Origin of the sequence: Lysinibacillus sp. IITD104, assembly GCF_036698265.2 — a bacterium.
In the GTDB taxonomy this organism is placed as follows: Bacteria; Bacillota; Bacilli; order Bacillales_A; family Planococcaceae; genus Lysinibacillus; species Lysinibacillus boronitolerans.
This window is the reverse complement of sequence record NZ_JBAHYH020000001.1, coordinates 696,596-720,789: the sequence shown is the minus strand read 5'-3', so window position 1 is coordinate 720,789 and position 24,194 is coordinate 696,596. Positions and strand designations below refer to the sequence as shown.

Here is a 24,194-nt window from a genome sequence, read left to right as displayed (position 1 = left end):
GGCTTATTAATATGCATAAATAGTTATAAAATAGTATTTGTGATTGAAAAAATTTCTCAATGAGATAGTAAAGGGATGGGAAAATGAAAGGCATAATCAAGTTTAAAACACTTAAAACTCGAATTTTAAGTGCATTTATTCTTTTGTTAGTTTTAGTAGTTAGCTTTACAACCTACACTTACAATTCCAATACAAATATGGAAAAACAGGCAAAAAATTTAGTAAAAGAAGATTTAGTTGTTTTAAATGCAAGTAAAAATTTAGCACTCTCTATGAGTGTTCGCCTATCTGCAGCGTTAAATTATGTGTTGACAGGTGACGAGAAATACAAAGAATCATTTGATGAATATCGCAAAATGGCTGAGGAAAATAACGCTATTCTAGACAAATATGAAAAATCAGATGAACGCGAACAACTAGTAGCTATCGCCCGTGATTGGAGTACCCTTGTCAACACAGAGGTATTTGATATCTATCAAAAGGGCAATAAAGAATTAGCTTTAGAAAATTTAATGGATACTCATGGACTCGTTACGAAAGTACGATATGGTTACGAAAAACTGGCAGATGAACATGCTCAAGCCATTACAGATGTTGGTAATGATGTTGTATCAACAAGCTCTGAGAATCGAACAATTGGTATCGCCTTTAGTTTGATCCTAACTATAGCTGGTATTCTAATTGCCATTATCACAGCTAATACCATCTCTAAACCTGTTACAGTCGTAGCCAATCGAATGAAAGAATTAGCAGATGGAAATTTGCAGCTAGAGTCTCTACCTGTCAAAACACGAGATGAAATTGGAACGTTAATGGTGGCAGCAAATGATATGAACGAAAAACTAAAACAAACGATCCGCTCTATTTACACGGTTTCTGAAACAGTAGCAGCTAGTAGTGAAGAACTTGCTCAATCATCGAATGAAGTACAAGCAGGTACTGAGCAAATTACAATAACAATGCAAGAGCTAGCATCAGGTACAGAAACACAAGCATCCACAACAGGGGATTTGGCAGAAACAATGACAGCATTCAAGCGTAGCATTCAGGAAACGACACAAGAGGGCATTGAATTAAGTGAGCATTCTAGTCATGTTCAAAAATTAACGGTTTCAGGGAAAAGTTTAATGGTTCAATCTACCAAACAAATGGCTACAATAAATGAAATTGTATTAGACTCTGTGAAAAATGTCGAGAATTTAAATGAACAGTCTGCTGAAATTTCCAAGCTTGTGTCAGTTATCGATGATATCTCAAACCAAACAAATTTACTTGCATTAAATGCAGCAATCGAAGCAGCACGAGCAGGTGAGCATGGCAAGGGCTTTGCTGTTGTGGCAGATGAAGTCCGAAAGCTTGCTGAGCAAGTACAGTTCTCTGTTACGGATATTGCAACAATTGTCCATCGTATTCAAGGTGAGACTGGCAATGTAACATCTGCCCTTCAGACTGGCTATGAGGAAGTAAAAAGAGGAACAACACAGCTCGATGAAACAAATGAAACATTTGAAAAAATTTCTGATGCTGTTGGGGATATGATTGATAATATTTCAACCATTTCAACGAATTTAAATCAGCTTGCTCGAAATTCAGAAACCATTAATGCTTCTATTGATGATATGGCCTCCATTTCACAGGAATCCGCTGCTGGCGTTGAGCAAACAACAGCAACTGTTGAGGAAACCGCTGCTACAATGGATGAAATCGCTAGAAGTGCAAATCAGCTTGCTGGAATGGCCGAGACGTTAAATACGCAGCTACAACAATTTAAAATTTAATCATCTAAACAACAAAGGCTATCTCAAATTTTTCTATTTTGAGATAGCCTTCTCTCTTATTGCCAATGACTTATCGGCACTCGTTCTAATTCATGACGTTTAATAATAACACTTATCTTTTGAAACCATTTCTCACAAAGCTCCATGGCTTCTTTATAGTCATCATCCTCTTTTGATATAGGATCTTCACTATTATCCATGAACATATATTCTTGAATAGGCTCTGATAAATGATCTACTACTAACTTTAGCGATAGCTGTGAAATTGTATCTTCTTCTACCTCCTCTTCTTCTATTTCATCTGCTTCAGCAAGTAAGGAACCACTCATTAGATGATTCTTTGTTCTAACCGTAAATACTTCATCTTCCATGATGGCAACCTCATATATTCTGTTAAATGGAACCTCTATAATTTTTAGTTCTTCGTCTAAAGCTTCTCTTCGGGCGAAAATAAGCATGTTTGTCTGTTCATTTAACAGTAAAGCATTTAAAGCATCATTGGAAACTGTACATTGTGTATGAGGAATAGCCATTATCTCCTCCTCACTAGCTTCCGTCATGGCTGTCAAAGTTTGTATGGCAATATAACGCTCTTTTAAATAACGGATACTCCCTAGACCGACTAAAGCCAGCCCGATTAAAAAAAATAGTTGCTTAATAATGACTAATTCAATGGCATTTGCTAGATAAAGATAGACAATCCCTAATAAAATGAAGAAAATATTTTTCATCCAATTCCCGCCTTTATCAAGATAATCACTAGAAAAATTCAGATGATGTACTAGCAATAGTATTCTTGATTCTATCGTTTCATTCTAATAAAAAACACGAATTCATTGAACATTACAATGAATCCGTGCTTTTGCTTTTAACGACCAATTAGCTCTTCTTTACTACTTACGTCGTCTAATGTTTTATCTTTTTCTATTTTATGCATCTCAAGAACATGCTCAGATGGCGGAACGAGTATGCTCACCACAACAATTGTGATACCAGTTATAACAACACCTGAAAATACAGGAGCCTGCCATAATTCATTTAATAGACCTATGAAGCCTTCTGATTGGATTGTCAGACTAGGTACGAATGTTAGTGATGTCACAATGTAATAAACTAAGCCAACGGAAATACTTGCCCAAACTGCTGGTGTACTGACACGTTTCCAAAATGGTCCTAAAACGATTGGCCAGAATATTGTTACGAATATAATATCCCAAGCTAAATAAGCTAAATCAATTACTTTTTGGAAGCTTACAGCTAGCACTAAACCTAATAAAGCACTAGCTAGAATAATAGATCGCGAAAATCTTAATAGCTTCTTAGGATCAGGATTGTGATTAATAAAATCTAAATAAATATTCTTTGTGACAATCCCTGAAGTCGCTACATAACATGCAGCTACTGTAGACATCCCCATGGCTGCCATGGCTGTTAAGAAAATAGCTGCTAATAAAGGAGGAAAATAACCTTGTGCAAAGGTAAGCATCAATGTTTCTGGGTTTGTGCTTTCAGGATAAATAGACTTAAAGGCTTCCCCTAGCATCCCTGGAATCCAGCTTATTGCAATGACAATAATACCAGCAATAATCATGCTTCGTTGTGCCACCCGTGGACTTTTTGCAGCAGCTACCCTCTGCCCAAGGTCAACTGCAGGGATATCTCCAAGTGCTAGTACAAGATACAAAGTCCAGAATTCTGCTCCTGCCTTCTCAAATAATGTACTGATATTCCACCACTCGGGATTAAATGTAACATCTGGATAGTAAAACAAAATAAAAATGGTAATACCCAAAATACCTGCCACTGCAAGCGCACCTTGTACGATTTCAGTATAGGCAACTGCCCATAAACCACCAATAACTGAATAAATAGCCGTTAGCGATACAAATAGAAGCGCCGCAGGTATAAAATCAATTTGCAACAATTGCTGAATAATATACGTTCCACCAACTGTTAACGCCGCTGCATTAAAAACTCCAAAAGCAATTGCCATAACAACCCCTGTATAGGCTCCTAGCTTTTTACTGCCATAGCGTAAACCGTAGTAATCTGCTAATGTCCAGCCCTTTAAACGTCGTAATGGCTTTGTCCAAATGAGTGCTCCAAGAATCATACAAGTCCCTAAACCACCCATTGTTGCCGAACCTTCAAAGCCACCACTTGTATAGCCAGAGCCTACCGCTGCAAAAAAGAAGGGAGCTGCTAATAATGCAGCGACTAAACTACCCGTTACAACGGATAAAGGCATGCTCCAGCCAGCAACAATTAAATCCTCAGCTGTGTTGACACGCTTATAGCCTTTATAGCCAATATAATAGATAAATAATAAGTATAAGCAAAAGATAATAATATTTAACATTATTTACTCCTTCGTTTTCCATTAACCGTTCATTACGACCCCACCATTTGGCGTTAAAATTTGACCTGTATAGAAGTCAGCATGATTAGAGGCTAAAAATAATACACTTTTCGCAATCTCTTCTGGTTGCGCTAAACGTTTTAATGGATATTTTGCGGATTCTTCCTCCACATAGTTATCGCCAAACTCTTGTAGAATGTCCGTAAATGTTCCACTAGGAGCAACTGCATTGACAAGTATAGAAGGTGCTAATTCTCTTGCTAAAGCCTTTGTAAAAGCATTAATAGCACCCTTCGCAGCTGAATAATGCGTGAATTCTTCACAACCCAAGCTACCAATATCAGATGAAATATTAATGATTTTTCCTGTATTACGTTCCTTCATTCTTTTAGCTGCTTCACGGCAATTATAGAAACAGCCATATAAATGAACTTTAATCATACGATCCCACTGCTCATCCGTTAAATCTGTAATGCTGGAACCCTGTGCAAATCCAGCGTTATTTACAAGAACATCAAGATCCCCGAGATGCTCGTCCATGAATTGATGCATCGCTTGTACTTCTTGAGAGTTAGAAACATCTGCGTGGAATATTAAAGCTTTCACACCCAACTTTTCTGCTTCTGCACGTACAGCTTCTGCCTCTTGCTCATCCCCAATATAATTAATTAAAATATTGGCTCCATGTTGCGCAAAGCCTAATGCAATTGCTTTACCGATTCCTTTACTAGAGCCTGTTATTAAAACATTTTTCCCTGTAAAATTAATGTCCATTATGATCATTCTCCAATTTGAATTTTGCCACAAGACCTTGCAGCTCTTCTGCTGTTTTGCCCAATGATGAAGAGGCATCCTTTACTTCCTGCATGGTAGATAATTGCTCTTGTGTAGATTTCGATACATTAGAAGAGAATTCTGCTGATTGCTCTGCAGATTGTTTAATATTATTAACAGATGCCGCCACTTCTTCTGAGGAGGCAGAAATTTGTTGTGAGGCTGCTGAAATTTCACGTATTTGGCTAGCCACCTCTTCTGAGGAAGTAAGAATTTCTTTAAAGATTTCACCAACCTCATTGGTAAATGCCATCCCTACCTTAACATCCTCTTTGCCTTTCTCCATAACCGTGATAGAAGCGTTTGAATCAGACTGAATAGAATTAATTAAATTGTAAATTTCTGTTGCGGATTGAGAGGATTGTTCAGCTAAGCGTCTCACCTCATCCGCAACAACGGCAAAGCCTTTACCATGTTCACCTGCTCGTGCCGCTTCGATGGCAGCATTTAATGCTAATAGATTTGTTTGATCCGCAATAGCAGTAATTAAGCTAACAATTTCACTTATTTTTTTTGTATTAACATGTAGTCCATTAATGGTTGTCCCTATTTGTTCAACAGAATCATTAATTAACTCCATTTGCGCAATAACTTGTTGTACAACTTCATTTCCTCTTTCCGAAGCCTGTGATGCTGAAATAGATGATTCCGCAGCTGTGTTTGCAGAATCAGCAATTTGCTGAATACCTGTTGCAGTTTCTTCCATAGCAGCAGCAGTTTCTTCTGTCATAGTCATCGAAGCCTCGGCATTTTGTGTAATTTGATTCATATCTAGAGCAATATTTGTGGAGCTGTTATAGGTTTCACCAGCATGTACCGTTAATTGATTGGCGGCTGAAGAAACATGATTGGATGTATTGCGTATGTTTAAAATAATATGTTGCAAATTGGCCACCATTGTTCGGATGGATTCAGATAATTTTCCAATTTCATCCTTTGATGTCTCTAAATCAACATCGATTAATTCACCATTTGCCACTTGATTGGCTACATTCACTACTTTTTTCAGTGGCTTTAAAAGTCGATCTATAATTATGTAAACTAAAATTAATAAAATTAAAATACCAATAATGGCAATGACAATTTGCTTAATTACACTTGTTTTAATAATCGTATTGATATAATCAGCGGAGTAATCAATCCCTAATAGGGCGATTAGTTGGCCATTATCATCTTTAATAGGACTAAAAACCGTTCTCCAAGAACCAAAAGGATCCTCGAAAATATCAGTTACCTCTGTACTATTATTTTCAATAGCTAATTTTGCTGTTTCTACATGTTCATCCGCTAAATCATTAAAAATTTCACCAGCTTCATATACTTCATTTAAATTAGAGGTATAGCCAATTGGATTGACGCCACCCTCATCCTTTACATCCCAAATATAACTCCAGCTCATAATACCTTGCTGTTCTTGAATCATATCAAGTTGCTTTTGGATCTTTGTAAACTTTGCGTTTGTTTCCCCTTTTTCGGACAGCAGCTCTTTTACTTCATCACTGTCTAAGTTCATAGCTGTTAATAAACCAACACTTTTTAATTCTTGCTCCAAATCCACATTCATCCGATTATTCAATTCACTAATACTTTGCGTCGTAATAATAGCGATAAGCAGTAATACAACAATAGAGACTGTTAGTAAAAGCTTATTTTTTAGTGATGTGTTTTTTAACAACTTCATTTCCCCTTTTCCTCCTTTGAACTTTACTTGCAAAAAAAAATGCCTATTTCAAAAGAAATAGGCATAAAAGAACAAAAACTAGAATGAGAATGATACAACTAGCACTCTTTTGCAACCCAGCCGTCATAGCATTTATTGCCTTAGACCTGTAGCTTTGCGTCTTTACTTTTCAGTAAATTTGCCTATATTTCCCTACCAAAATTAACACAGTAGGTAAAAGTAGTCAATGTTCTCTTCTTAAAACATACATACTTTATACTATCTTAACCTTCATTAATAATTATTTATGTGCTTAAAAATACATTATTTTAAAGTTTTTATTCATCTATTGAACAAAATAAAACAGCTACAACCTCAATTAGCGTTGTAGCTGTTTATTTTCATTTCACTTACCCCTAAGTGTTTGAATAAATTATACGTTTTGTGTAACAAGTAATACGGATGGTATAAAGGATAATGCAAACATAGCGATATACCATACTGAAGTACGACGTAATGAAAAGCGTACTTTTTTTCGTTCCGCATAAAAAATATCTAACATAACCGCAACAATAAAAGGCATTGTAATACATGCAATAGCTACTAATAAGATGTCAAAATAAATCATACAAGCACCCCTTTGTCTGTGAACATTTTTCATCTTTTTTATGAACATTTTGTGATAAATTTATTGTACACAATTTCGTCACAAATTGTCAACGAGTTTCAAAGAAAAAATTGGCACTTGATGATTGATATCTATTGGGCATTAGGCTCTATATTTATATGTTAAGCCCCTTAAAAAATTTCGTACGAATGAATCGCCACACTCTTTATAATTACGATGACTTGGATTTCTTAAAATAGCACCTAATTCACCTTTTGTAACTTTAATGCCGCCTTCATATAAAATTTCAAGCATCTCCTCAGTTGTTAAAGCTAAAGCAATTTTTACTTTCTTTAGTAGCATATTATTTGGGCTTTCTTTACCTGACACAGGTAACGGTCCAACAGCCTGTCCTTCCTTGGGTTTCTGAGGCCCACGTTTAAAAGTAATTAATCCATTTAAAAATGCCTCTAACATTTTATTATTACATTTGATGTATTCTTCTGGCGCTTCTTCCTCATCATTAATCTTAATCAGCATATTTAATACTTCTTCCTTTGTATAATCCATGCCACCAAGTTTGAAAATTTCTACCATATCTACATTTTTTATATCGAACGCATAGCGTAAACGAATTAAGATATCATTATTCGTCATTATATATTCCTCCTTTAATTAACCTTATATAGTAAAGAGCCAGGCTTAATTATAACAGAGTGTTTGCTGATTATTGCTAGCTTTCCACAAGTTGTTGTTGTTAGCAAATAGCGTGTGCATTTCCTACTTTTTAAATGTATGAAAAGTTTAATCGCAACCATTCTAAGGTCAAGGAGGTGAGAACAATGGCTAATAATAACCGCAGTTCAAATAAACTTCTAGTACCTGGTGTACATGAGGCTGTTAATCAAATGAAATATGAAATTGCACAAGAGTTTGGCGTTCAGCTTGGGCCAGAAGCATCTTCTCGCGCAAATGGTTCAGTTGGAGGAGAGATTACAAAACGCCTTGTTGAAATCGCTGAAAAACGTTCAAAGGGTTTATTATAATTAAATACTAATAAAGAAAAGAACGAATCCCATTTGCAGAAGTGGAATTCGTTCTTTCGTGCTCTATAAAATTATGCTGTTTGCAATTCCTTACCTGAGCTCTTAAGCGTTAGCATAACGATAAAGGAAATACAATACAGTGCTGCTAAGTAAATCATAACAACAGTCATATCGTAGCTTTGTAAAATATAGCCAACAAAGATTGGTGAAAACCCACCTATAGCTCGTCCAAAGTTAAAAATGGTGTTTGTTGCTGTACTGCGAATTTGTACTGGATAGAAGCTACTAATTAATGCTCCATATCCTGCAAACATCCCATTAGAGAAGAATCCTACAACCGCACCGCCTATTAATATCGCAACTGCGCCCGTTGCAAACGAGTAAAGGAATACAGCACATGCAGAGGCTACTAAAAAGATACCGAATGTCCGCTTAGCACCAAAACGATCCATAAATCTACCAAACGTCAGCATACCAATAATCATTCCTACAGCAGTACTAATTGTCCATAATGCTGAGCTTGAAACCGATAAACCTTGCGATTTCTGTAACATCGAAGGTAGCCAAATCATCAGACCATTATAGCCTGCAATTTGAACAGTAGCCATTAAAATCAGCGAGAGTGTTGTCATGGTGATACGTGGTGAAGCAAATAACTGTGTCAATTTCCCGTTCTCTTGCTTATTGTTTTGTTGTTTCTGCGCTGCTAACCATTCTGGTGATTCATCAATATTTTTACGTACAATAAAGGCGAAAATAACTGGTAGTAATCCTACAAAGAATAATGCACGCCACCCTAAAGTTGGTAAAATAATAGCACTTAACAAAGCTGCTAAAATTACTCCATATTGTGCGCCCACACTGACATAGGAGGATGCTCTGCCTTGTTTATTCTTTGGCCAAGCCTCCGCTACAAGCGCCATCCCAATACCATATTCTCCGCCAGCACCTAAACCAGCGATAAATCTATAAACATAAACTTGTTCAATACTTGTTGCTACTCCTGTTAAAGCCGTTCCGATGGCAAACAAAATAATCGTATAGGTAAACACTTTTACTCGTCCATATTTATCTGCTAACACACCGAAAACAATACCACCTAGTAGCATCCCCATATTCGTGATGGATGAAATCAATCCACCCGTTGCAAGATCAATATTAAATTCTGCAATAATCATTGTCATAGCAAAAGAAATAAACATAATGTCCATTCCCTCTAGCGTCAGCCCTGCCACTGAAGCGACCACGGTTTTTTTACGATAATCCATTCTTTCTAGCCTCCAATTTTCTAGTTGTCGATCTCTTTTAGTGAATGGATTATAGCTGTCTTGTCCATTCTCTTTTGAAGCCTCACGGGACTTCCTTTAAAAGAGGGGTATGGATCAATAATAAAAGCCCTTCCGTCACAGAGGACAAAAGGGCATGACAAAGCAAAGATATTAGCTTAAAAATATCACATAGCCCTTTTCAGCCTCTCTGGACCGTATTAAAGGATTTTTATATCGTTCATTTATACCGTTCTACATTCTATAAGATTACGAAAGAAAAAGCAATGGTTGAATAGTGGAAATTCAAGTCACTAATTCTATAAAGTTTTGAGCAATCTGATAAATTAGATTGGCAGGTACAGCCAAATTAAGGTTTTGGCCATTATCGAAGCCTGCCGTAATCAGACCAACCATCGCCCATGCATATCCCCATAAATTAGTCCTCTTCATCCTATTAAGAGCTGTTTAAGCAGCTCAATGGTTTTCAAACAAAGCGCCCGATTGTAGAAGATTATAAACCACCTTGAGAACATTTCTTAACAAATTCTCTAATGCTTTCGAATTTTTACATTAAAATTCGTTTAGCTGCAGTGTATATTTATATTAAGGGGGAATAGCATGAAAAAAATTAAGTTAGGTATATTTTTTTGTATCCTTGTAATTTTAATAGGTTGTTCCGATAAAGAAGAAAAAACTTCTATTACTCAAGATCATACAACTCAAATTAACGAACTTAAAGAAGAAAATCAGAAATTAAAAGATGAATTGCAGAATTTGAAAAGTGATTATAGTGTATATCTCCAGCAATTTGATAGTACATCCAGAACGATTATGAGATTGATCAACGAAGAACAATATGAACAAATAAAAACTGATTATCACGCTGATTTTAATGTGTTACATGGTGAGATAAACTTCAAGACCCCAGACAATACAAAAAGCGCGGCATTCCCAATTGAGAAAGCAAAACTCCCAATGTTCATTGCTTATTTAAATGTTCAATCCGATAGTACAGAAGTTGGTTATTATTTAGAAAACTTGGAAAAAGAAGAAAAGCTTTTGATAAGTTTTGTATACGATCACAAAGGAAATTTCCAATATATATATATTGGTGATGTTTAATAAATACAAGTTTAATTCAGTTTGTTTGGAATTAAACAGATACAATTATTTTAAAAAAATTTTCATTTATTATAAAACCCAGGCACAAAATTAAAGTGCCTGGGTCCTTTATGAAATCATCATCCAAACTCATTCATTATTTTATCAATCTTTAGTTGAGTGATTTCAACTAACTTTTGTAAGTTTTCCGTGATATCACTAACCTTTGTTACTTCATCGGTAATGTGATTTAAGTAAGAGTTGACATCCTTTATAGCTTCATCAGAATTATTGGCTAATTTACGGACCTCATCTGCAACCACTGCGAATCCTTTCCCATGTTCCCCCGCACGAGCTGCTTCAATGGCTGCATTTAATGCTAATAGGTTTGTTTGAGAAGCTATATATCTTATAGATTTAGATACCTCACTTATTAACTTAGTGTCTTCTTTTAGAGAATTAAGAGCTTGAATGTTTTCATTAGATTTTGAAACAACCATATTCCCTAACTCTGTAGACATATCATTTAATTGAGCTATAACATCCCTTGTTTTATTTTCACGTTCTGTAATATCTGTGGCAATCTTCAAAACATGACTTACATTTCCATTGTCATTTCGAATTGGTATATAGGTAGCTTCAAGCCATAATAAATTTCCCCATTTATCAACTCTCTGCATTTTTTGTTGGAACTTTATTCCTTTGATGAGGTTATCCCATAATAAAACGTATTCTTTACTGTTTTTAAATTCCTCAGTACATAATTGTTTATGTCTCATATTCTTCATTTCTTTTACTTCATATCCCAAAGTGTTTGAGAAGTTTTTATTAACCCAAATTATTTCGCCTTGTAAATTAAACTCGATCATGGCTAAATTTAATTCAAGAGCAGATAAAACTGCTTTTTCATTCAAAACTTGTGTAGTAGTTATAAAATTATCTGTGCTCAATTGATTTAACCTCCATTACTTATGGACCAGCAGTCAGCTTTTAGCATTCTTTATGCTCGATCGGGATATTTTCCTTTGGTCGAAAATTGAATATGAAAGGAGAATAGTTTCATGATGTCGATATTAACAAAAAATACATTCGTTTTAAGAAGTTACCGTAAAACATAAAGGCTTGTTATCGTCTTACAAAAATAACTAAACATTCGAAGGTGATAGTTTGATCACTAAATACATTATAATTTTCTATATTTCTCTGGTACCCTCGTCTCGAATATGGGAACTTCTCTTCTTATTTGCAGTACTTTTTCAAAATCTAAAGTTGCTCTTATTTCACCAACTTCTTGGTCTAATTTCTGAACGATGTCTCCCCAGGGATCTACAATTTGCGAACAACCTGCGAATACTACTCCTAATTTTATTCCGGTAACATTGGATGAAACAACATACATTTGGTTCTCAATTGCGCGAGCACGAATTAACGTATTCCAGTGAGTTTCCCTTGCAAGTGGCCATTCTGCTACAATATGTAGAACTTGAATACCTTGCAATGCTAAGTCACGGATAATTTCAGGGAATCGTAAATCATAACAAATAATAACCCCCATCTTTACACCTTCAAGTTCAAATACTTCAACTTGATTATGACCTCCTGTTAGAAATTTTGGTTCATTTAACATTGGAACAAGATGCATCTTATCGTATACATGAACAATTTCGCCCATTCGATTGACAACAACAGCGCGATTATAGATGTCTTTACCTTCTAATACAGCAATCGAGCCACCTATCAAATTTACATTAAACTTCTTAGCCAGTGATTGTAAAAATTCAATGGACTGATTACCATCCACTTTACAGATTTCTCTCAGTTCTTCCAAAGCATAGCCGGTTGACCACATTTCAGGAAGAACTATAACATCTAAATCATCACTGTAATTTGCTTCTAACCAGCTTTCTATGATTCTCCTGTTTTCTTCTGGTTTTCCAACTTCCAATTCCATTTGAAATACTAAATAATTCACACTTGTCACTCCTCAATTGTACTTAATAATGATTTATCAGGTTTTACAAACAACCATAATATAGCTGCAATAAATACAGGGATTATAGTTAGTCCTAACGTGATATTCCATCCAAATTTCTCTGCCAACCAACCGCATAACAACGGTGAAACAAATGCCCCTAGATTTCCCCACAAGTTCATCCAACCCGAAACGGAACCGGAAAAGTTTCTGCCTAAGTCTGTAGCAGAAGCCCAAGAACATACTACTGTGAAACCTAGTGAACCTAAGCATATCGATAACCATAAAACATTTTGATATGGTGACACAGTCTTAACAGCCAGGTACATTGAAATAATAAATACGATTAAACCCAAGATAGCTAAAGAAGATCTAGAAATTTGTTTTGAAAAACCTTTACGTACTAAACGGTCAGATAGCATGCCACCTGTCATTACAGTTATTAAAATTGCTAACCACGGTAGGCTTGCAGCAAATCCCATTTTACTTAATGAAAATCCTCTATCCTCAAGTAAGTATGTAGGTAACCAAACTAAAAAGAACGTAATGATATATAAAACAACAAAATATTGCAGTCCTAATGCCCAAAACCTATAGCTTTTCAAAAATGTTTTCCATGGTGCTCTTGCCTTATCGGTATTAACAATTTCTCTGCCTTCTAATATATATTCTTTTTCTTGTTCATTTACTAATTTATGAATTTCTGGATAGTCCCTACCAATTACCCACCATACTCCTGCAATGACTATTCCTATTAACCCAAAAATATAAAATACTGCTTGCCATCCAAAATATTGATAAATATAAACTGTAACAATAGGAGCTATAACTGGTCCAAAATAGGAACCTGCCAATAAAGCACTAGATGCTCTAGCCTTTTCATCTCTTCTAAACCAGTTTGTATTAAATACGGCGTTAGCTGGGAACATTGGCCCTTCTCCTACGCCAAATAAGAATCTCACCGCATATAACAACCCATGAGATTTAACTAAACCAGTTAATCCCGTAAATACAGACCACCATATTAGCGCAAAGGTGACCATTTTTCTTGGGCCAAATTTTTCTGCTAAAAGACCTGCTGGAATTTGCATTAACGCATAACCTAATGAGAATAATGATGCAAGCATCCCAAATTGAACTTTATCTAAGCCTAAATCATCCATCATTGGTTTAGCAATTATCGAAATATTCGATCTATCCATGTAAGCGATTACACCAATAATAAAGAAAAAGAATGCTAGTCCCCATCTAACTTTTGTTGGTTTCTTTTTCACAAGAAGTCTCCCCTTTAGTTAACAATTGAATAATGATGTTTAATTTTTCTGTTTAACTTCGGGTGTTCAATTTCGTATTCAAATTTTTCACCGAAAATGAATCCACTTTTTGTTGGAACAGTACCTGAATAAATAACAGTGTTTTCTAGATCCTTTTCCCCTAAGCTGTCTAGTTTACCAAATAAAACATCAACTTCTAAAAGTGCTTCTAAAGTATCTTCTTGATATAAATATTTTTCTCCATTTGAAGTTACATAGGAACGTAAAATAATGTTATCCCAGTCTTCCTTTAAATCCGCTAATCTCCAAAAGTCCGATGCAATCGGTTTATCACATATTAGTTTAGACTTTAAAATATCTTCTTTTTCTACTTCCCGATCCGTATGATCGCTACCAAGGGTAACTAACCACTCTTTTCCATCGTGAAATAAAATATATTCTGCTTCCCCAGAAGAATATCTGCTTCCTTGGCATTCATTAGAAAAATTTAGTTGTTCTAGTTTTTGTGGGTATATCATAGGTACACTAGGTGGGGGTGCAATTCCTAATTCGCTTAATTCATCAATGTGCTCCTGAATTTTTTCTATATTTCTCCCTCCATACCCAACAACAATTACTTTCTTAATATTAATTTCGTGTTTTTTAACCTCTCCATTGGAAAGATGTAAATTAATCACTTTCTTCAAATGAATTCCCCTTTAATTGGTTAATAATAACATTTTTTGTATTTCTGACATGGATATTTGAAGCTATCAGAACTTTATTTATATCTTGTGATTTTAAAGCTTTTATAATTTCCTTATGTTCAGAAATTGTTTCTTCAATGCGTGATTTTTTAGTTATCGCTTTTAGTCCAAACCATCTTATCTGATCACTAATTTCCTCAAACCATTTTTCTATTCGCTCATTTTTTGCAAATAAAACGATTTGAGAATGGAACTCCTGATCTAATTGAATAAATTTTTGCAGGTTTGTTTTATTTTTTTCCTGTTCCTTAATGTAATCTTCTAAAATTTTTATTTGTTCTAATGTTATATTTCCACATACTTTTTCAAGTGAAAAACGGTCAAAAATCATCCGAATTTCCATTACTTCCTTTACATTTTCTTCTGTCATTTCATTAATAAACGTACCAACTCGTGGCTTAGATATTATCCATTTTTCTCTTTCTAACAACGACAGAGATTCTCTTATAGGAGTTCTACTTATTCCTAACTTTTCACTTAGATCTCTTTCATATATTGCTTGACCCGGCAATAGTTCATAATTCAAAATTGCTTTCTTAATTGCTTCAAAAGCTATATCTCTTAAAGCCTTACCTGTCTCTATTTTTTCCATTGTTGAAACCCTCCTGGCATGTGGTATGCCAAGTATACTGTAATTGTAAAGTTCAATCAATTTAAAATAGGGTTAAAGAATTGGTATGTGGTATACCAGATGTCTTTGAAGATGCCCTATTGGTATGTGGTATACCAGAAAGATAAAAATAGAGAGTACCCTAATCTGTCTCTTTTCTCATAACCTCCTTTGGTATGTGGTATACCAAGTATACTGCGGTTGTAAAATTCGGTCAATTCAAAAAATATTATTTTGCGAAATTAAGTGTACAGTTTTTTTCTCAAAAAGCCACAAGTACCTAATCGTAACTAGTAAATGATAAAAAATGAGGGCATTTTACAAAGGAGTAGAAGATGACTGATATAGTGTTTTAAGGATTAATAGAAAGTTTTGTATTAACTTCAGTAGTCTTTGGATTTGTAAGTTTGAGGGTGATGAGAGCAAAATAATAATGACAACAATCGTTGTCTATGGTTTGTCTTTATTATAACGTCGCTAACAATGGTGATATAAGCCTTAAAGTTGAGCTTTAGGTAAAGATAGGGGAAGGTAAATCCTTCTCCCTAATCTAAGAAGCATTTTCTCTAGTATGCTATCAAAGTTTATACAATAAATAAGAATTTAATCTTATTATACCCTGTCACCCAGACTCAGAGGTCATCTATTTCAATATCCCTTTCCAGAACACCTTCCAAGTAGATGTTAGCCTTCTTTCATATTCTTCAAATGAATAATTCATGAGATAGAACAACATGCCATCTAGGAGACATATAAAAGCTGTTGCAATGTTCTCTTTATCGATAAACTGATGATCGTCTGATTCAACATCTAAAATTCTATAAAGTAATTTTCTAATTTCATTTTCAACCATACTGTTTTTTTGAGTGATAAGTTCTTTAAATCTTTCAGGTGGGAAAACGCCATACCGTTTAAGAAAAACCCCTCTGTCATTCATATAGTAGTATTCATTTAATTCTCCTAACAACTTATATAACTGATCTTTAGTGGAAAGTGGACCTAAAGTAGATGCTTGATCATCAATAAATTTAACATAGTCATCAATCACAAATTCTACTATTTTTTCAAAGAGTTCATCTTTACTTGAAAAATAAGCATAAATGGAAGGTGTCTTAATGTTGACTTTAGTTGCGATATCTTTAAGAGAAGTTTCCTCATACCCTTTTGAGGAAAATAATCTTAATCCATGTTCTAGAATGTTTTGTTTCGTTTCTTCTCCCTTTTTCATTTCCTCACCTCAATTTAAAAGTAAAACAATTTAGGACACAAGCTTAAGACCTACGATACTAATTATAATACCACCAACTAACAGTAATTTTTTTATACTTTTAGGCTCATTAAAGATGAACATACCAAGTAACACACTTCCGGCTGCCCCAATACCTGTCCACAGACCATAGCCAATACTAATAGGAATTTCCTTTAATGATAGTGAAAGAAAGAAAAAGCTCAATCCCATGCACACGATCAACAATATTGTCGGTTTAAGTTTTGTAAATCCTTCAGTTAATTTAAGGCTAATAATACCTCCAACTTCAAATAAGCCTGCCATTACTATAAAAAGCCATCCCATATTTTATTCACCACTTTCCGTTTCTGTTTCATTGGATACTATTTTTAAACCGATAATACAGCTGATTAATATGAATACTAAAACAACTTTCGTAAAGCTCACTGGATCACCTAACAAAGTCATACCTACTACAGCTGTTCCAAATGCCCCTAGTCCTGTAAACACCGCATAGGCCGTTGACACAGGAAGAGTCACTAATGTTTTCGAAAAACACCAAAAGCTTAAAACCAATAACAACAATGTAGGAATTAGAACACTTATATTCGTAAAGCCATCAGAATACTTTAATCCAAGAGCCCAGCCGACTTCAAAGATACCTCCAAGAATAAGATAAAACCAAGCCATAAAAAATCTCTCCTTCTTTTTTAATAACTGTAAATTAACTAACGTTCGTTAGATTTTTAAGTAAAAAAATAACAGTATTTCGATGATATTTATATAAACTACCTAACGTTAGTTAGATTTTATAATAAGTAACCTAAAAATACAACCCCTATATCTTAGGATACTGGTTAAAAACTAAGTTCGCCTTAATGCGAATTTTTTTATATAGTGAAACTTTACTCAACTATTTTGCCCTTTAGATGAAGAAAGACGCATTCCTTAATTAAAGAAATGCGCTCAATTGTGGAAGATTATCTTTAATTGAAGTATAAGAACGATAACAGGTATGAACGTTGATTTAACAAAATTCGTGCCTTCTTTGTGCGTTTCCAAACTTTCATTCGAGAACGTTTTTTATATAATTTTGTATACAATATTAGTTCTTGTTACACTAAAGCGCTTGTTAGCGAATAAGGATAAATAGTTAATTTAATTCAATCGTAATAGGTTCGAAATCAATTCGTTTATTATCACTTTGACTATTACTTACATGAGCGAATGGATAAAATGTAATCGATGTTGCCTCAGGATCTAGTCCATGAATTGTTGCATTCCATGTGATATCTTCACTCGAATCCCCATCCTTCGTACCAGATCCACCGTTATATGGAACTTCATATTTATTGCCTAAATTATCAATCGCACTCAATTCAGCCTCAACATAATTCCATCTTTCATGAACAGCAGGATCGATATCTTGTAAGTAGTTAATCGTTAAATTAACATCTGTTTTGATTGCATCGATTAGCTCCACCGTTACACCCTCTTTGTTTACTTGCTCATTAATTACGATCTGTTTTCCTTCTAGCTTGCTTAAAGAAAATTCAAAATACCAGTCGCCTTTCATTACTTTTCCCCCCGAATAAATTGCATGAGGACTCCATTCTATATTCACTTTATCTTGTTTTTTATCACGCATAGACAACGTCATCATGCCTACATAGCCGACACCATTCACATACCCTCCATCATAGCTTCCATTCACTATATTCTTTGGCAGATTCTCAAAAGTCGGGGATGAGCCTAAATCTTCTTCAGCTCGTATAATATATGAAAGGGTTACTGTATTGCCGTCGTAAAATGCTTTTTCAATAATTATTTCAATTCCGTTGCTTTCCTGGACTATACCAATATCTGTACTCACCTCTTCATATGCTTGATAGTAGTCTTCCAGTTGGATAAAATAGTCGAATGCCTGACCAATAATCGGGATTTTCGTTACAAAGTTAGCAAATGCAGGTGATACGTAAGCAGATGAAATGAGACCCATCGATAAAATTCCCACAACAGCCGTATATTTAACTATTCTTATAAAGGGGAATTTCCGTTGCTTCTTCTCCTGCTTAAAAGCGTCAGCCAAAATAGCATCTAATTCTTTAGAAGGAACAGAAATTTCATTCAATGCCTCCTTAAATCGGTCTTGTTCGTTCATCTATGTACGCTCCCTTCAATGTCTTTTTGATTTTCGCTAACGCTCTCTTGCCGTTCGATTTGACTGTACCAATCGGTTCGCCAAGTACCTCTGCTATTTGTTCGAAAGTTAAATCCTCATAATATTTTAAGAGTAGGACTGTTTTATATTTTTCATCTAATTTATAAATGGCATCCAATAAATCCAGCTTTTCATCAGATGTTGCGATCCCAGTCGAGAGAGTGTTAAATTTAAATTCATCAATTAAAATTACGTTCTTTTGTTTTTGGAGTACACTTAGTGATGCATTGATACAAATTTTCATCAGCCATGTCGTGAAATACTTTGGCTCTCGTAGCTGATGAACCGACTCAATTGCTAGCAACACCGTTTGCTGGAAAACATCCAAAGCATCCGCCTCATTTCGAACATAGCTATAAGCAGTCCTATAAAGCTTCTCTTTCTCTTGATTCAGCAAAAACAGCAGTGCTTCTCGATCCCCTCTGATTGATTGTTTTATTTTCTTTTCGTAAACCGCCATCCTTTTCACCACCCTATCTATTAGATAGCCTACCCTCAAAAAAAGATGCACTTTTCTAAAATAAAAAAGACGTATTCAATGAATAAGTCCTTATTAAAAACGTCCCAAAAGCGTCGTTTGGTAATCTTTCATAAAAGTTGCTATTCAACAATCTGGCTCGTTTGTGGAACAAGTAAAAAATCCTGCATAGCAACACAGGATTTTTAATCAAATCTTTTTATAAACGTCGATGTTTTTTATAAATATCGTGACTTTATTTCAAATCTACATTGAAAGGAGCAAAGAAAAGGAAATCTCATCCCCTACTCTTTGCTCCTACTTCTACTGTTATTTACTTGACTTTATTGGTAGTTCCATCATTTCATTGTCATTCAATATTGTTTGATTCAAAGTTGTCCAGCAATGCACGCACTTCATCCGTTGATTTTGTGTTCATCAATTGACTTCTTAATTCGCCAGCTCCTCGGAATCCTTTGACATAAATTTTGAAGAAGCGATGAAGCCCTGTAATGGAACGTGGTAGTTCTTCCGCATATTGATCTTGAAGATCGAGCTGCAGTCTTAAAAGATTAAGATACTCTTTACTGCTATGCTCTTTTGGCTCTTTTTCAAAAGCAAATGGATTTTTAAAAATACCTCTCCCAATCATCACGCCATCAATACCATATTGTTCAGCTAGCTGCATACCCTTTTGACGGTCAGGAATATCTCCATTGATTGTTAGTAGTGTATTTGGTGCAATACGGTCACGTAACTTTTTGATTTCCGGGATAAGCTCCCAATGCGCATCTACTAGGCTCATTTCCTTTCTTGTTCGTAGATGAATCGAAAGGTTCGCTATATCCTGCTTTAAAATATGCGTTAGCCACTCTTCCCACTCATTTACATCCTTGTAGCCAAGTCGCGTTTTCACGCTAACAGGCAGTCCGCCCGCTTTTGCTGCTTGAATTAATTCTGCCGCCACATCTGGTCGAAGAATTAGGCCACTCCCCTTCCCTCTTGAAGCTACATTCGGTACAGGGCAGCCCATGTTAATATCAATGCCTTTAAAACCTAGCTCTGCCATGCCAATACTCATTTCACGGAAATATTCGGGATTATCTCCCCAAATATGTGCCACCATTGGCTGCTCATCTTCTGTAAAGAGCAAACGGCCACGCACACTTTTCTTTCCCTCAGGATGACAATAGCTATCCGAATTTGTAAACTCAGTAAAAAATACATCTGGTCGACCTGCTTCACTTACGACGTGACGAAAAACAACATCCGTCACATCTTCCATCGGTGCAAGCACAAAAAAAGGCCGTGGTAAATCGCGCCAAAAATTATCTATCATGTTAATTCCAAATCCTCTCACTATGGACATATCGCCAAACTCTCAGTCAAAAAATATAAAATATTACATTTACCTCATTACCTAATACAAATAGAAGTATTATTTATGAAGAGCAATGTAATTATCAACAAGGTATATTTTAACGAAAATCCGTCCTAAATGATATTTTAAAAAACAAAAAGCAGATGGTATAGATTGTTTCTATCTCATCTACTTTTATTATACCTAATTTTCATTTCTATATTTTTTCAAATAAAACCATTGTAAACATTGGATAATTATCATCCTACATTTGAGTTCTGCTGTTCTCTTCTTGTATCTGTTTTTTATGGTGTACCTCTGGTCTCTCTGGTTTTTTCGACCAATAAGTAGCGAGAATCGGACCAGAAATATTATGCCAAACAGCTCCAAGTACACTAGGTAAGGCGGCTAAAGGACCGAAGTGGGCAGTGGCTAACGCTACACCTAGACCAGAGTTTTGCATTCCAACTTCAATAGAAATAGCTCTTCGATTGCTTTCATCAAGACCTAATACACGAGCTGTTAGATAACCAAATAACAATCCGAATGCATTATGAAGCACTACAGCTGCAAAAATAATGGAGCCTGCCGAAGCGATGGTATTGACATTACCAGCAACAACAGCAGAAACAATAATCATAATAGCAACTACTGAAATAAGAGGAATCACATTAATACTTTTTTCTACGATTTGAGGAGCAACTCTTCTTATAACTATCCCTAGGATAATAGGGATAATGATTACTTGTATAATTGAAGTAAACATTGCTATTGGATCAACTGGCATCCATTTACCCGCAAGTAATAATAGGATGAGTGGTGTGGCAATTGGAGCTAATAATGTCGAAAAGGAGGTCATTGTGATGGACAAAGGTACATTTCCTTTAGCTAAATACACCATGACGTTTGAAGCAGTTCCACCTGGCACAGATCCAAGAAGGACTAGCCCTGCAGCTAATTCTGCTGGCAAGTTCATTATATAAGCAATTAAAAAAGCGGAAAGTGGCATGATAACATATTGAGCACATACACCAATAATGACTGGTACAGGATTCGTTATAACCAATTTAAAATCTACTGCTTTTAACGTCAGACCCATGCCAAACATAACAATGCCTAACAAAATCGTGATATACCCTCCAAATATTAAAAAGGGCTCCGGAGCTATAAAGGCAATAACAGCAATACAAATAACCCAGATGGCAAAATATTTTCCAGCTATCGTACTAATCGCTTCTAAAATTTTCATATTTCCACTCCCTATATTTTTATTTTCAATATTTTATTCGGATTGAAAAGTGTGTCAGGATCAAGTGCTTGTTTAATCTTTTCCATCACAAGAAGTGCTTTACCGTGTTCTTTCTCTTGATATTTCTGCTTACCAATGCCCACACCATGTTCTCCTGTGCAAGTTCCTCCTCGTTCTAGTGCATACATCACAATCAACTCATTTAATTCATCAGCTTTCTTTATTTCCTTTGGATCATTCATATCAATCATTAATAGTACATGGAAATTTCCATCACCAACATGTCCAACAACCCCACCTGTAAGCGCTAACATATCAAGTGCTTCTCTTGCATGTTCAATAGCACCTGCTAGCTCGGATATCGGTAAGCAAACATCGGTTACCATTAGTTTTTTTCCTGGATGTCCATGGACATAGGCGTAAGCTAAATTATGGCGAGCTTCCCATAGCTGATTTCGGGCTGCATTATCCATCTCAAATTCAATATTTTTGCAATTATGAGCCGCTACAATCTCTTTCATAAATTCTACATCCTGCCTTAAGCCAGCCTCATTTCCCTCAAATTCCAAAAATAAGGTTGGTTGTTCCTCATAAGCTGTTTGACTATACAAGTTCACTTGTTTCATTGAAGGTTCATCTACAAGTTCAACTCTTGCAATGGGAATTGCCGCTTGTAGAATACTCACAACTCCTTCCACAGCATCATTCACTGTTTTGAAGGACGCCCTAGCAGCCATTACACATTCAGGAATACCATAAACTCTTAACGTCAACTCAGTAAAACAACCAAGTGTTCCCTCTGACCCAACAAATAGACCGTTTAAATGATAGCCTGATGAAGATTTCTCTGCTAAATTCCCTGTATGAATCACTGTTCCATCTGACAGAACAACCTCTAAATCTCGCACTTGATCGCGCATAGTTCCATATTTAACAGATGTTGTCCCACTAGCATTTGTTGCGGCCATTCCTCCAATTGTCGCATCTGCTCCTGGGTCTACAGAGAAAAATAATCCATATTTCTTCAACTCTTTATTCAACTGAGAACGTGTCACCCCAGGTTGAACTTTCACAAGAAAGTCCTTCTCTCTAACTTCTACTATTCTGTTCATGAGTGAAAAATCAATTGTTATCCCATGATTATAAGGAATCACATGTCCTTCTAAGCTTGTGCCTCTTCCAAATGGCACTATTGGTACTTTGTATTGATTTGCTATGTTCATTATCCTACACACTTCTTCCGTCTTTGTCGGAAACACCACAATATCGGGTAGACTGGCACTATGATAGGATTCATCACTGCTATGCTGTTCTAAAATCGTTTGATTGATTGTCACCTCAATTTCTGGAAGAACTCTACGTAGGGCCATCACCAATTCTTCATTTGTAGTAATCATTTTTTCCTTCCCCTTTTGCTCTCATAGTATTTGGATGTTTAATTGATAAATTTATATGTCATACCAATTTTCCGTATTCTTAAAATTGGTCCAACCTTTTTACATTGTACTAAATATTCAGAAAATATCAACTATTAATTTTTTTCGTAAATTGATAAACATGCTGTATTTCTGTATGATTAAAGCGTTTATAGTACTATGTATTTAAGGTGGTGAGATAGATAATGCCTCAACCAAAGAAAAAAGCGTATCAGGTAATCGTTGATCAAATAAAGGAATATTTTTTAAATGGTGAATTACAGCCTGGGGATAAACTCCCGACAGAAAGAGAATTAGCGAGTCGTTTTAATGTAAGTCGGACATCCGTAAGAGAGGCACTTCGAAAGCTTGAAATAAAGGGATTTATTGAAATTAAACAAGGCAGTGGTAGCTTTATTAAAACAGCAGAATCCCATACTTTAGGTGAAGAGCTTTCCTCTACAATTATAAATACTGAAAAAAAATTAATTTATGAAATGTTGGAGCTTCGCCAAGCACTTGAAGTAGAATGTGCCTTTTTAGCTTCCAGACGAGCTACTTCTGTAGACTTAGAACGAATAAGCAAAGCATTAGACATGATGGATCAAGGTAAAAATGATGTAGAATTAGGAATTCAAGCAGACCTAAGTTTCCATCATAATATTGTACTCGCCTCACATAACTCAATATTTTTACAATTATTTCAAACCCTTAGCGAGCATATGCAGGACACAATCCGTGCTACCCGCAGACAACGATTGGAAGATCCAGAACGAGCGCAAGAAACCATCGATGAACATAAAAAAATTTACTTAGCCATCGCTTCTGGAGATGCGAACCAAGCCAAGCAACTCATGGAAAACCATATCACGCAAATAAGACGAGAATTGACAGAGTCTCTTTTAAGTCATATTGGAGAAAAAAACAATTAAACTAGAGATACGCATGGATGATATGTAGCATATTGAAAATAACGGAAAAAACTCGGATTCGTATTTGATCGAATCCG

The 24,194-nt window shown here is 35.4% G+C and carries 25 protein-coding genes, 1 pseudogene and 1 riboswitch; of the genes and pseudogenes, 4 read left to right on the top strand and 22 right to left on the bottom strand.

The features are described from left to right. The first annotated feature begins 83 nt into the window (after positions 1-83). Entirely contained in the window at positions 84-1,778 is a 1,695-nt protein-coding gene (locus V1L66_RS03685; RefSeq protein WP_312124446.1) for a methyl-accepting chemotaxis protein, read from the top strand. A gap of 56 nt (positions 1,779-1,834) precedes the next feature. On the opposite strand, the gene V1L66_RS03680 is transcribed toward V1L66_RS03685, so the two are convergent. The 6 genes from V1L66_RS03680 to V1L66_RS03655 form a co-directional block, all read right to left on the bottom strand. Next, on the bottom strand, positions 1,835-2,509 hold the full coding sequence (locus V1L66_RS03680) for a hypothetical protein (protein WP_312124447.1): 675 nt from the start codon (positions 2,507-2,509) through the stop codon (positions 1,835-1,837). 137 nt (positions 2,510-2,646) lie between these two features. After that, positions 2,647-4,137: a sodium:solute symporter gene (locus V1L66_RS03675; RefSeq protein ID WP_048394850.1), complete on the bottom strand. Its 1,491-nt coding sequence runs from the start codon at positions 4,135-4,137 to the stop codon at positions 2,647-2,649. A gap of 21 nt (positions 4,138-4,158) precedes the next feature. Further along, positions 4,159-4,911 carry an SDR family NAD(P)-dependent oxidoreductase gene (locus V1L66_RS03670; RefSeq protein ID WP_103118848.1) on the bottom strand — a complete coding sequence of 251 codons (753 nt, stop codon included), beginning with the start codon at positions 4,909-4,911 and terminating at the stop codon, positions 4,159-4,161. Further along, a complete protein-coding gene (locus V1L66_RS03665) occupies positions 4,901-6,652 on the bottom strand; it encodes a methyl-accepting chemotaxis protein (RefSeq protein WP_258860047.1) in 1,752 nt (583 codons plus the stop codon). Before V1L66_RS03665 ends, V1L66_RS03670 begins: the two co-directional genes overlap by 11 nt. Before the next feature lie 107 nt (positions 6,653-6,759). Then, positions 6,760-6,845: riboswitch (cyclic di-GMP riboswitch) on the bottom strand. A 219-nt stretch (positions 6,846-7,064) separates the two neighbouring features. Then, a complete protein-coding gene (locus V1L66_RS03660; protein WP_004225659.1) occupies positions 7,065-7,259 on the bottom strand; it encodes a hypothetical protein in 195 nt (64 codons plus the stop codon). Between the two features lie 141 nt (positions 7,260-7,400). After that, positions 7,401-7,895, bottom strand: a complete 495-nt coding sequence (locus V1L66_RS03655) for a DUF1456 family protein (RefSeq protein ID WP_036076905.1) — start codon at positions 7,893-7,895, stop codon at positions 7,401-7,403. A gap of 185 nt (positions 7,896-8,080) precedes the next feature. On the opposite strand from V1L66_RS03655, the gene V1L66_RS03650 reads away from it, so the two are divergent. After that, complete coding sequence (locus V1L66_RS03650; protein ID WP_004225662.1) at positions 8,081-8,284, top strand: alpha/beta-type small acid-soluble spore protein; 204 nt, start codon at positions 8,081-8,083, stop codon at positions 8,282-8,284. A 71-nt stretch (positions 8,285-8,355) separates the two neighbouring features. Here V1L66_RS03650 and V1L66_RS03645 read toward each other — a convergent pair whose 3' ends face one another. Next, entirely contained in the window at positions 8,356-9,552 is a 1,197-nt protein-coding gene (locus tag V1L66_RS03645; protein WP_016992239.1) for an MFS transporter, read from the bottom strand. A gap of 303 nt (positions 9,553-9,855) precedes the next feature. Continuing rightward, a complete protein-coding gene (locus tag V1L66_RS03640; protein ID WP_333004979.1) occupies positions 9,856-10,002 on the bottom strand; it encodes a hypothetical protein in 147 nt (48 codons plus the stop codon). Between the two features lie 168 nt (positions 10,003-10,170). Here V1L66_RS03640 and V1L66_RS03635 point away from each other — a divergent pair, with 168 nt between their 5' ends. Continuing rightward, positions 10,171-10,674, top strand: a complete 504-nt coding sequence (locus V1L66_RS03635) for a hypothetical protein (protein ID WP_333004981.1) — start codon at positions 10,171-10,173, stop codon at positions 10,672-10,674. 119 nt (positions 10,675-10,793) lie between these two features. Here the strand turns inward: V1L66_RS03635 and V1L66_RS03630 are convergent, their stop codons facing one another. From V1L66_RS03630 to V1L66_RS03565, 14 genes and pseudogenes are all read right to left on the bottom strand, one after another. Beyond that, complete coding sequence (locus V1L66_RS03630; protein ID WP_258860056.1) at positions 10,794-11,153, bottom strand: methyl-accepting chemotaxis protein; 360 nt, start codon at positions 11,151-11,153, stop codon at positions 10,794-10,796. A 60-nt stretch (positions 11,154-11,213) separates the two neighbouring features. Then, positions 11,214-11,522: pseudogene (locus tag V1L66_RS03625) on the bottom strand (PAS domain-containing protein); the annotation flags it as partial. Positions 11,523-11,836: 314 nt separating this feature from the next. Next, entirely contained in the window at positions 11,837-12,625 is a 789-nt protein-coding gene (locus V1L66_RS03620; protein ID WP_036076896.1) for a carbon-nitrogen family hydrolase, read from the bottom strand. A gap of 5 nt (positions 12,626-12,630) precedes the next feature. Then, a complete protein-coding gene (locus V1L66_RS03615) occupies positions 12,631-13,899 on the bottom strand; it encodes an MFS transporter (protein ID WP_258860052.1) in 1,269 nt (422 codons plus the stop codon). Between the two features lie 14 nt (positions 13,900-13,913). After that, on the bottom strand, positions 13,914-14,576 hold the full coding sequence (locus tag V1L66_RS03610) for a DUF2848 family protein (RefSeq protein WP_244905054.1): 663 nt from the start codon (positions 14,574-14,576) through the stop codon (positions 13,914-13,916). Then, a complete protein-coding gene (locus V1L66_RS03605) occupies positions 14,569-15,237 on the bottom strand; it encodes a GntR family transcriptional regulator (RefSeq protein ID WP_036076890.1) in 669 nt (222 codons plus the stop codon). Before V1L66_RS03605 ends, V1L66_RS03610 begins: the two co-directional genes overlap by 8 nt. Positions 15,238-15,898: 661 nt before the next feature. Further along, positions 15,899-16,483, bottom strand: coding sequence for a TetR/AcrR family transcriptional regulator (locus V1L66_RS03600; protein WP_333004985.1), 585 nt, complete (start codon positions 16,481-16,483; stop codon positions 15,899-15,901). A gap of 30 nt (positions 16,484-16,513) precedes the next feature. Then, positions 16,514-16,828, bottom strand: coding sequence for a multidrug efflux SMR transporter (locus V1L66_RS03595; protein ID WP_036076887.1), 315 nt, complete (start codon positions 16,826-16,828; stop codon positions 16,514-16,516). Between the two features lie 3 nt (positions 16,829-16,831). Further along, entirely contained in the window at positions 16,832-17,173 is a 342-nt protein-coding gene (locus V1L66_RS03590; RefSeq protein ID WP_036076886.1) for a multidrug efflux SMR transporter, read from the bottom strand. A gap of 463 nt (positions 17,174-17,636) precedes the next feature. Beyond that, positions 17,637-18,644 (bottom strand): DUF4179 domain-containing protein, encoded by a 1,008-nt coding sequence (locus V1L66_RS03585; RefSeq protein ID WP_333004988.1) that lies wholly within the window; start codon positions 18,642-18,644, stop codon positions 17,637-17,639. Beyond that, positions 18,622-19,164 carry a sigma-70 family RNA polymerase sigma factor gene (locus tag V1L66_RS03580; protein WP_333004990.1) on the bottom strand — a complete coding sequence of 181 codons (543 nt, stop codon included), beginning with the start codon at positions 19,162-19,164 and terminating at the stop codon, positions 18,622-18,624. The genes V1L66_RS03585 and V1L66_RS03580 overlap by 23 nt, the downstream gene beginning before the upstream one ends. A 367-nt stretch (positions 19,165-19,531) precedes the next feature. Continuing rightward, on the bottom strand, positions 19,532-20,500 hold the full coding sequence (locus V1L66_RS03575; protein WP_036076881.1) for a tRNA-dihydrouridine synthase: 969 nt from the start codon (positions 20,498-20,500) through the stop codon (positions 19,532-19,534). Positions 20,501-20,786: 286 nt separating this feature from the next. Then, on the bottom strand, positions 20,787-21,770 hold the full coding sequence (locus V1L66_RS03570) for a bile acid:sodium symporter family protein (RefSeq protein ID WP_036076880.1): 984 nt from the start codon (positions 21,768-21,770) through the stop codon (positions 20,787-20,789). Positions 21,771-21,781: 11 nt separating this feature from the next. Further along, positions 21,782-23,167, bottom strand: coding sequence for an FAD-linked oxidase C-terminal domain-containing protein (locus V1L66_RS03565; protein ID WP_333004994.1), 1,386 nt, complete (start codon positions 23,165-23,167; stop codon positions 21,782-21,784). A gap of 224 nt (positions 23,168-23,391) precedes the next feature. Between V1L66_RS03565 and V1L66_RS03560 the strand changes: the two genes are divergently transcribed. Continuing rightward, the gene (locus tag V1L66_RS03560) at positions 23,392-24,117 is read left to right on the top strand and encodes a FadR/GntR family transcriptional regulator (RefSeq protein WP_333004995.1); all 726 of its coding nucleotides are present in this window, start codon (positions 23,392-23,394) and stop codon (positions 24,115-24,117) included. Positions 24,118-24,194: the final 77 nt, after the last annotated feature.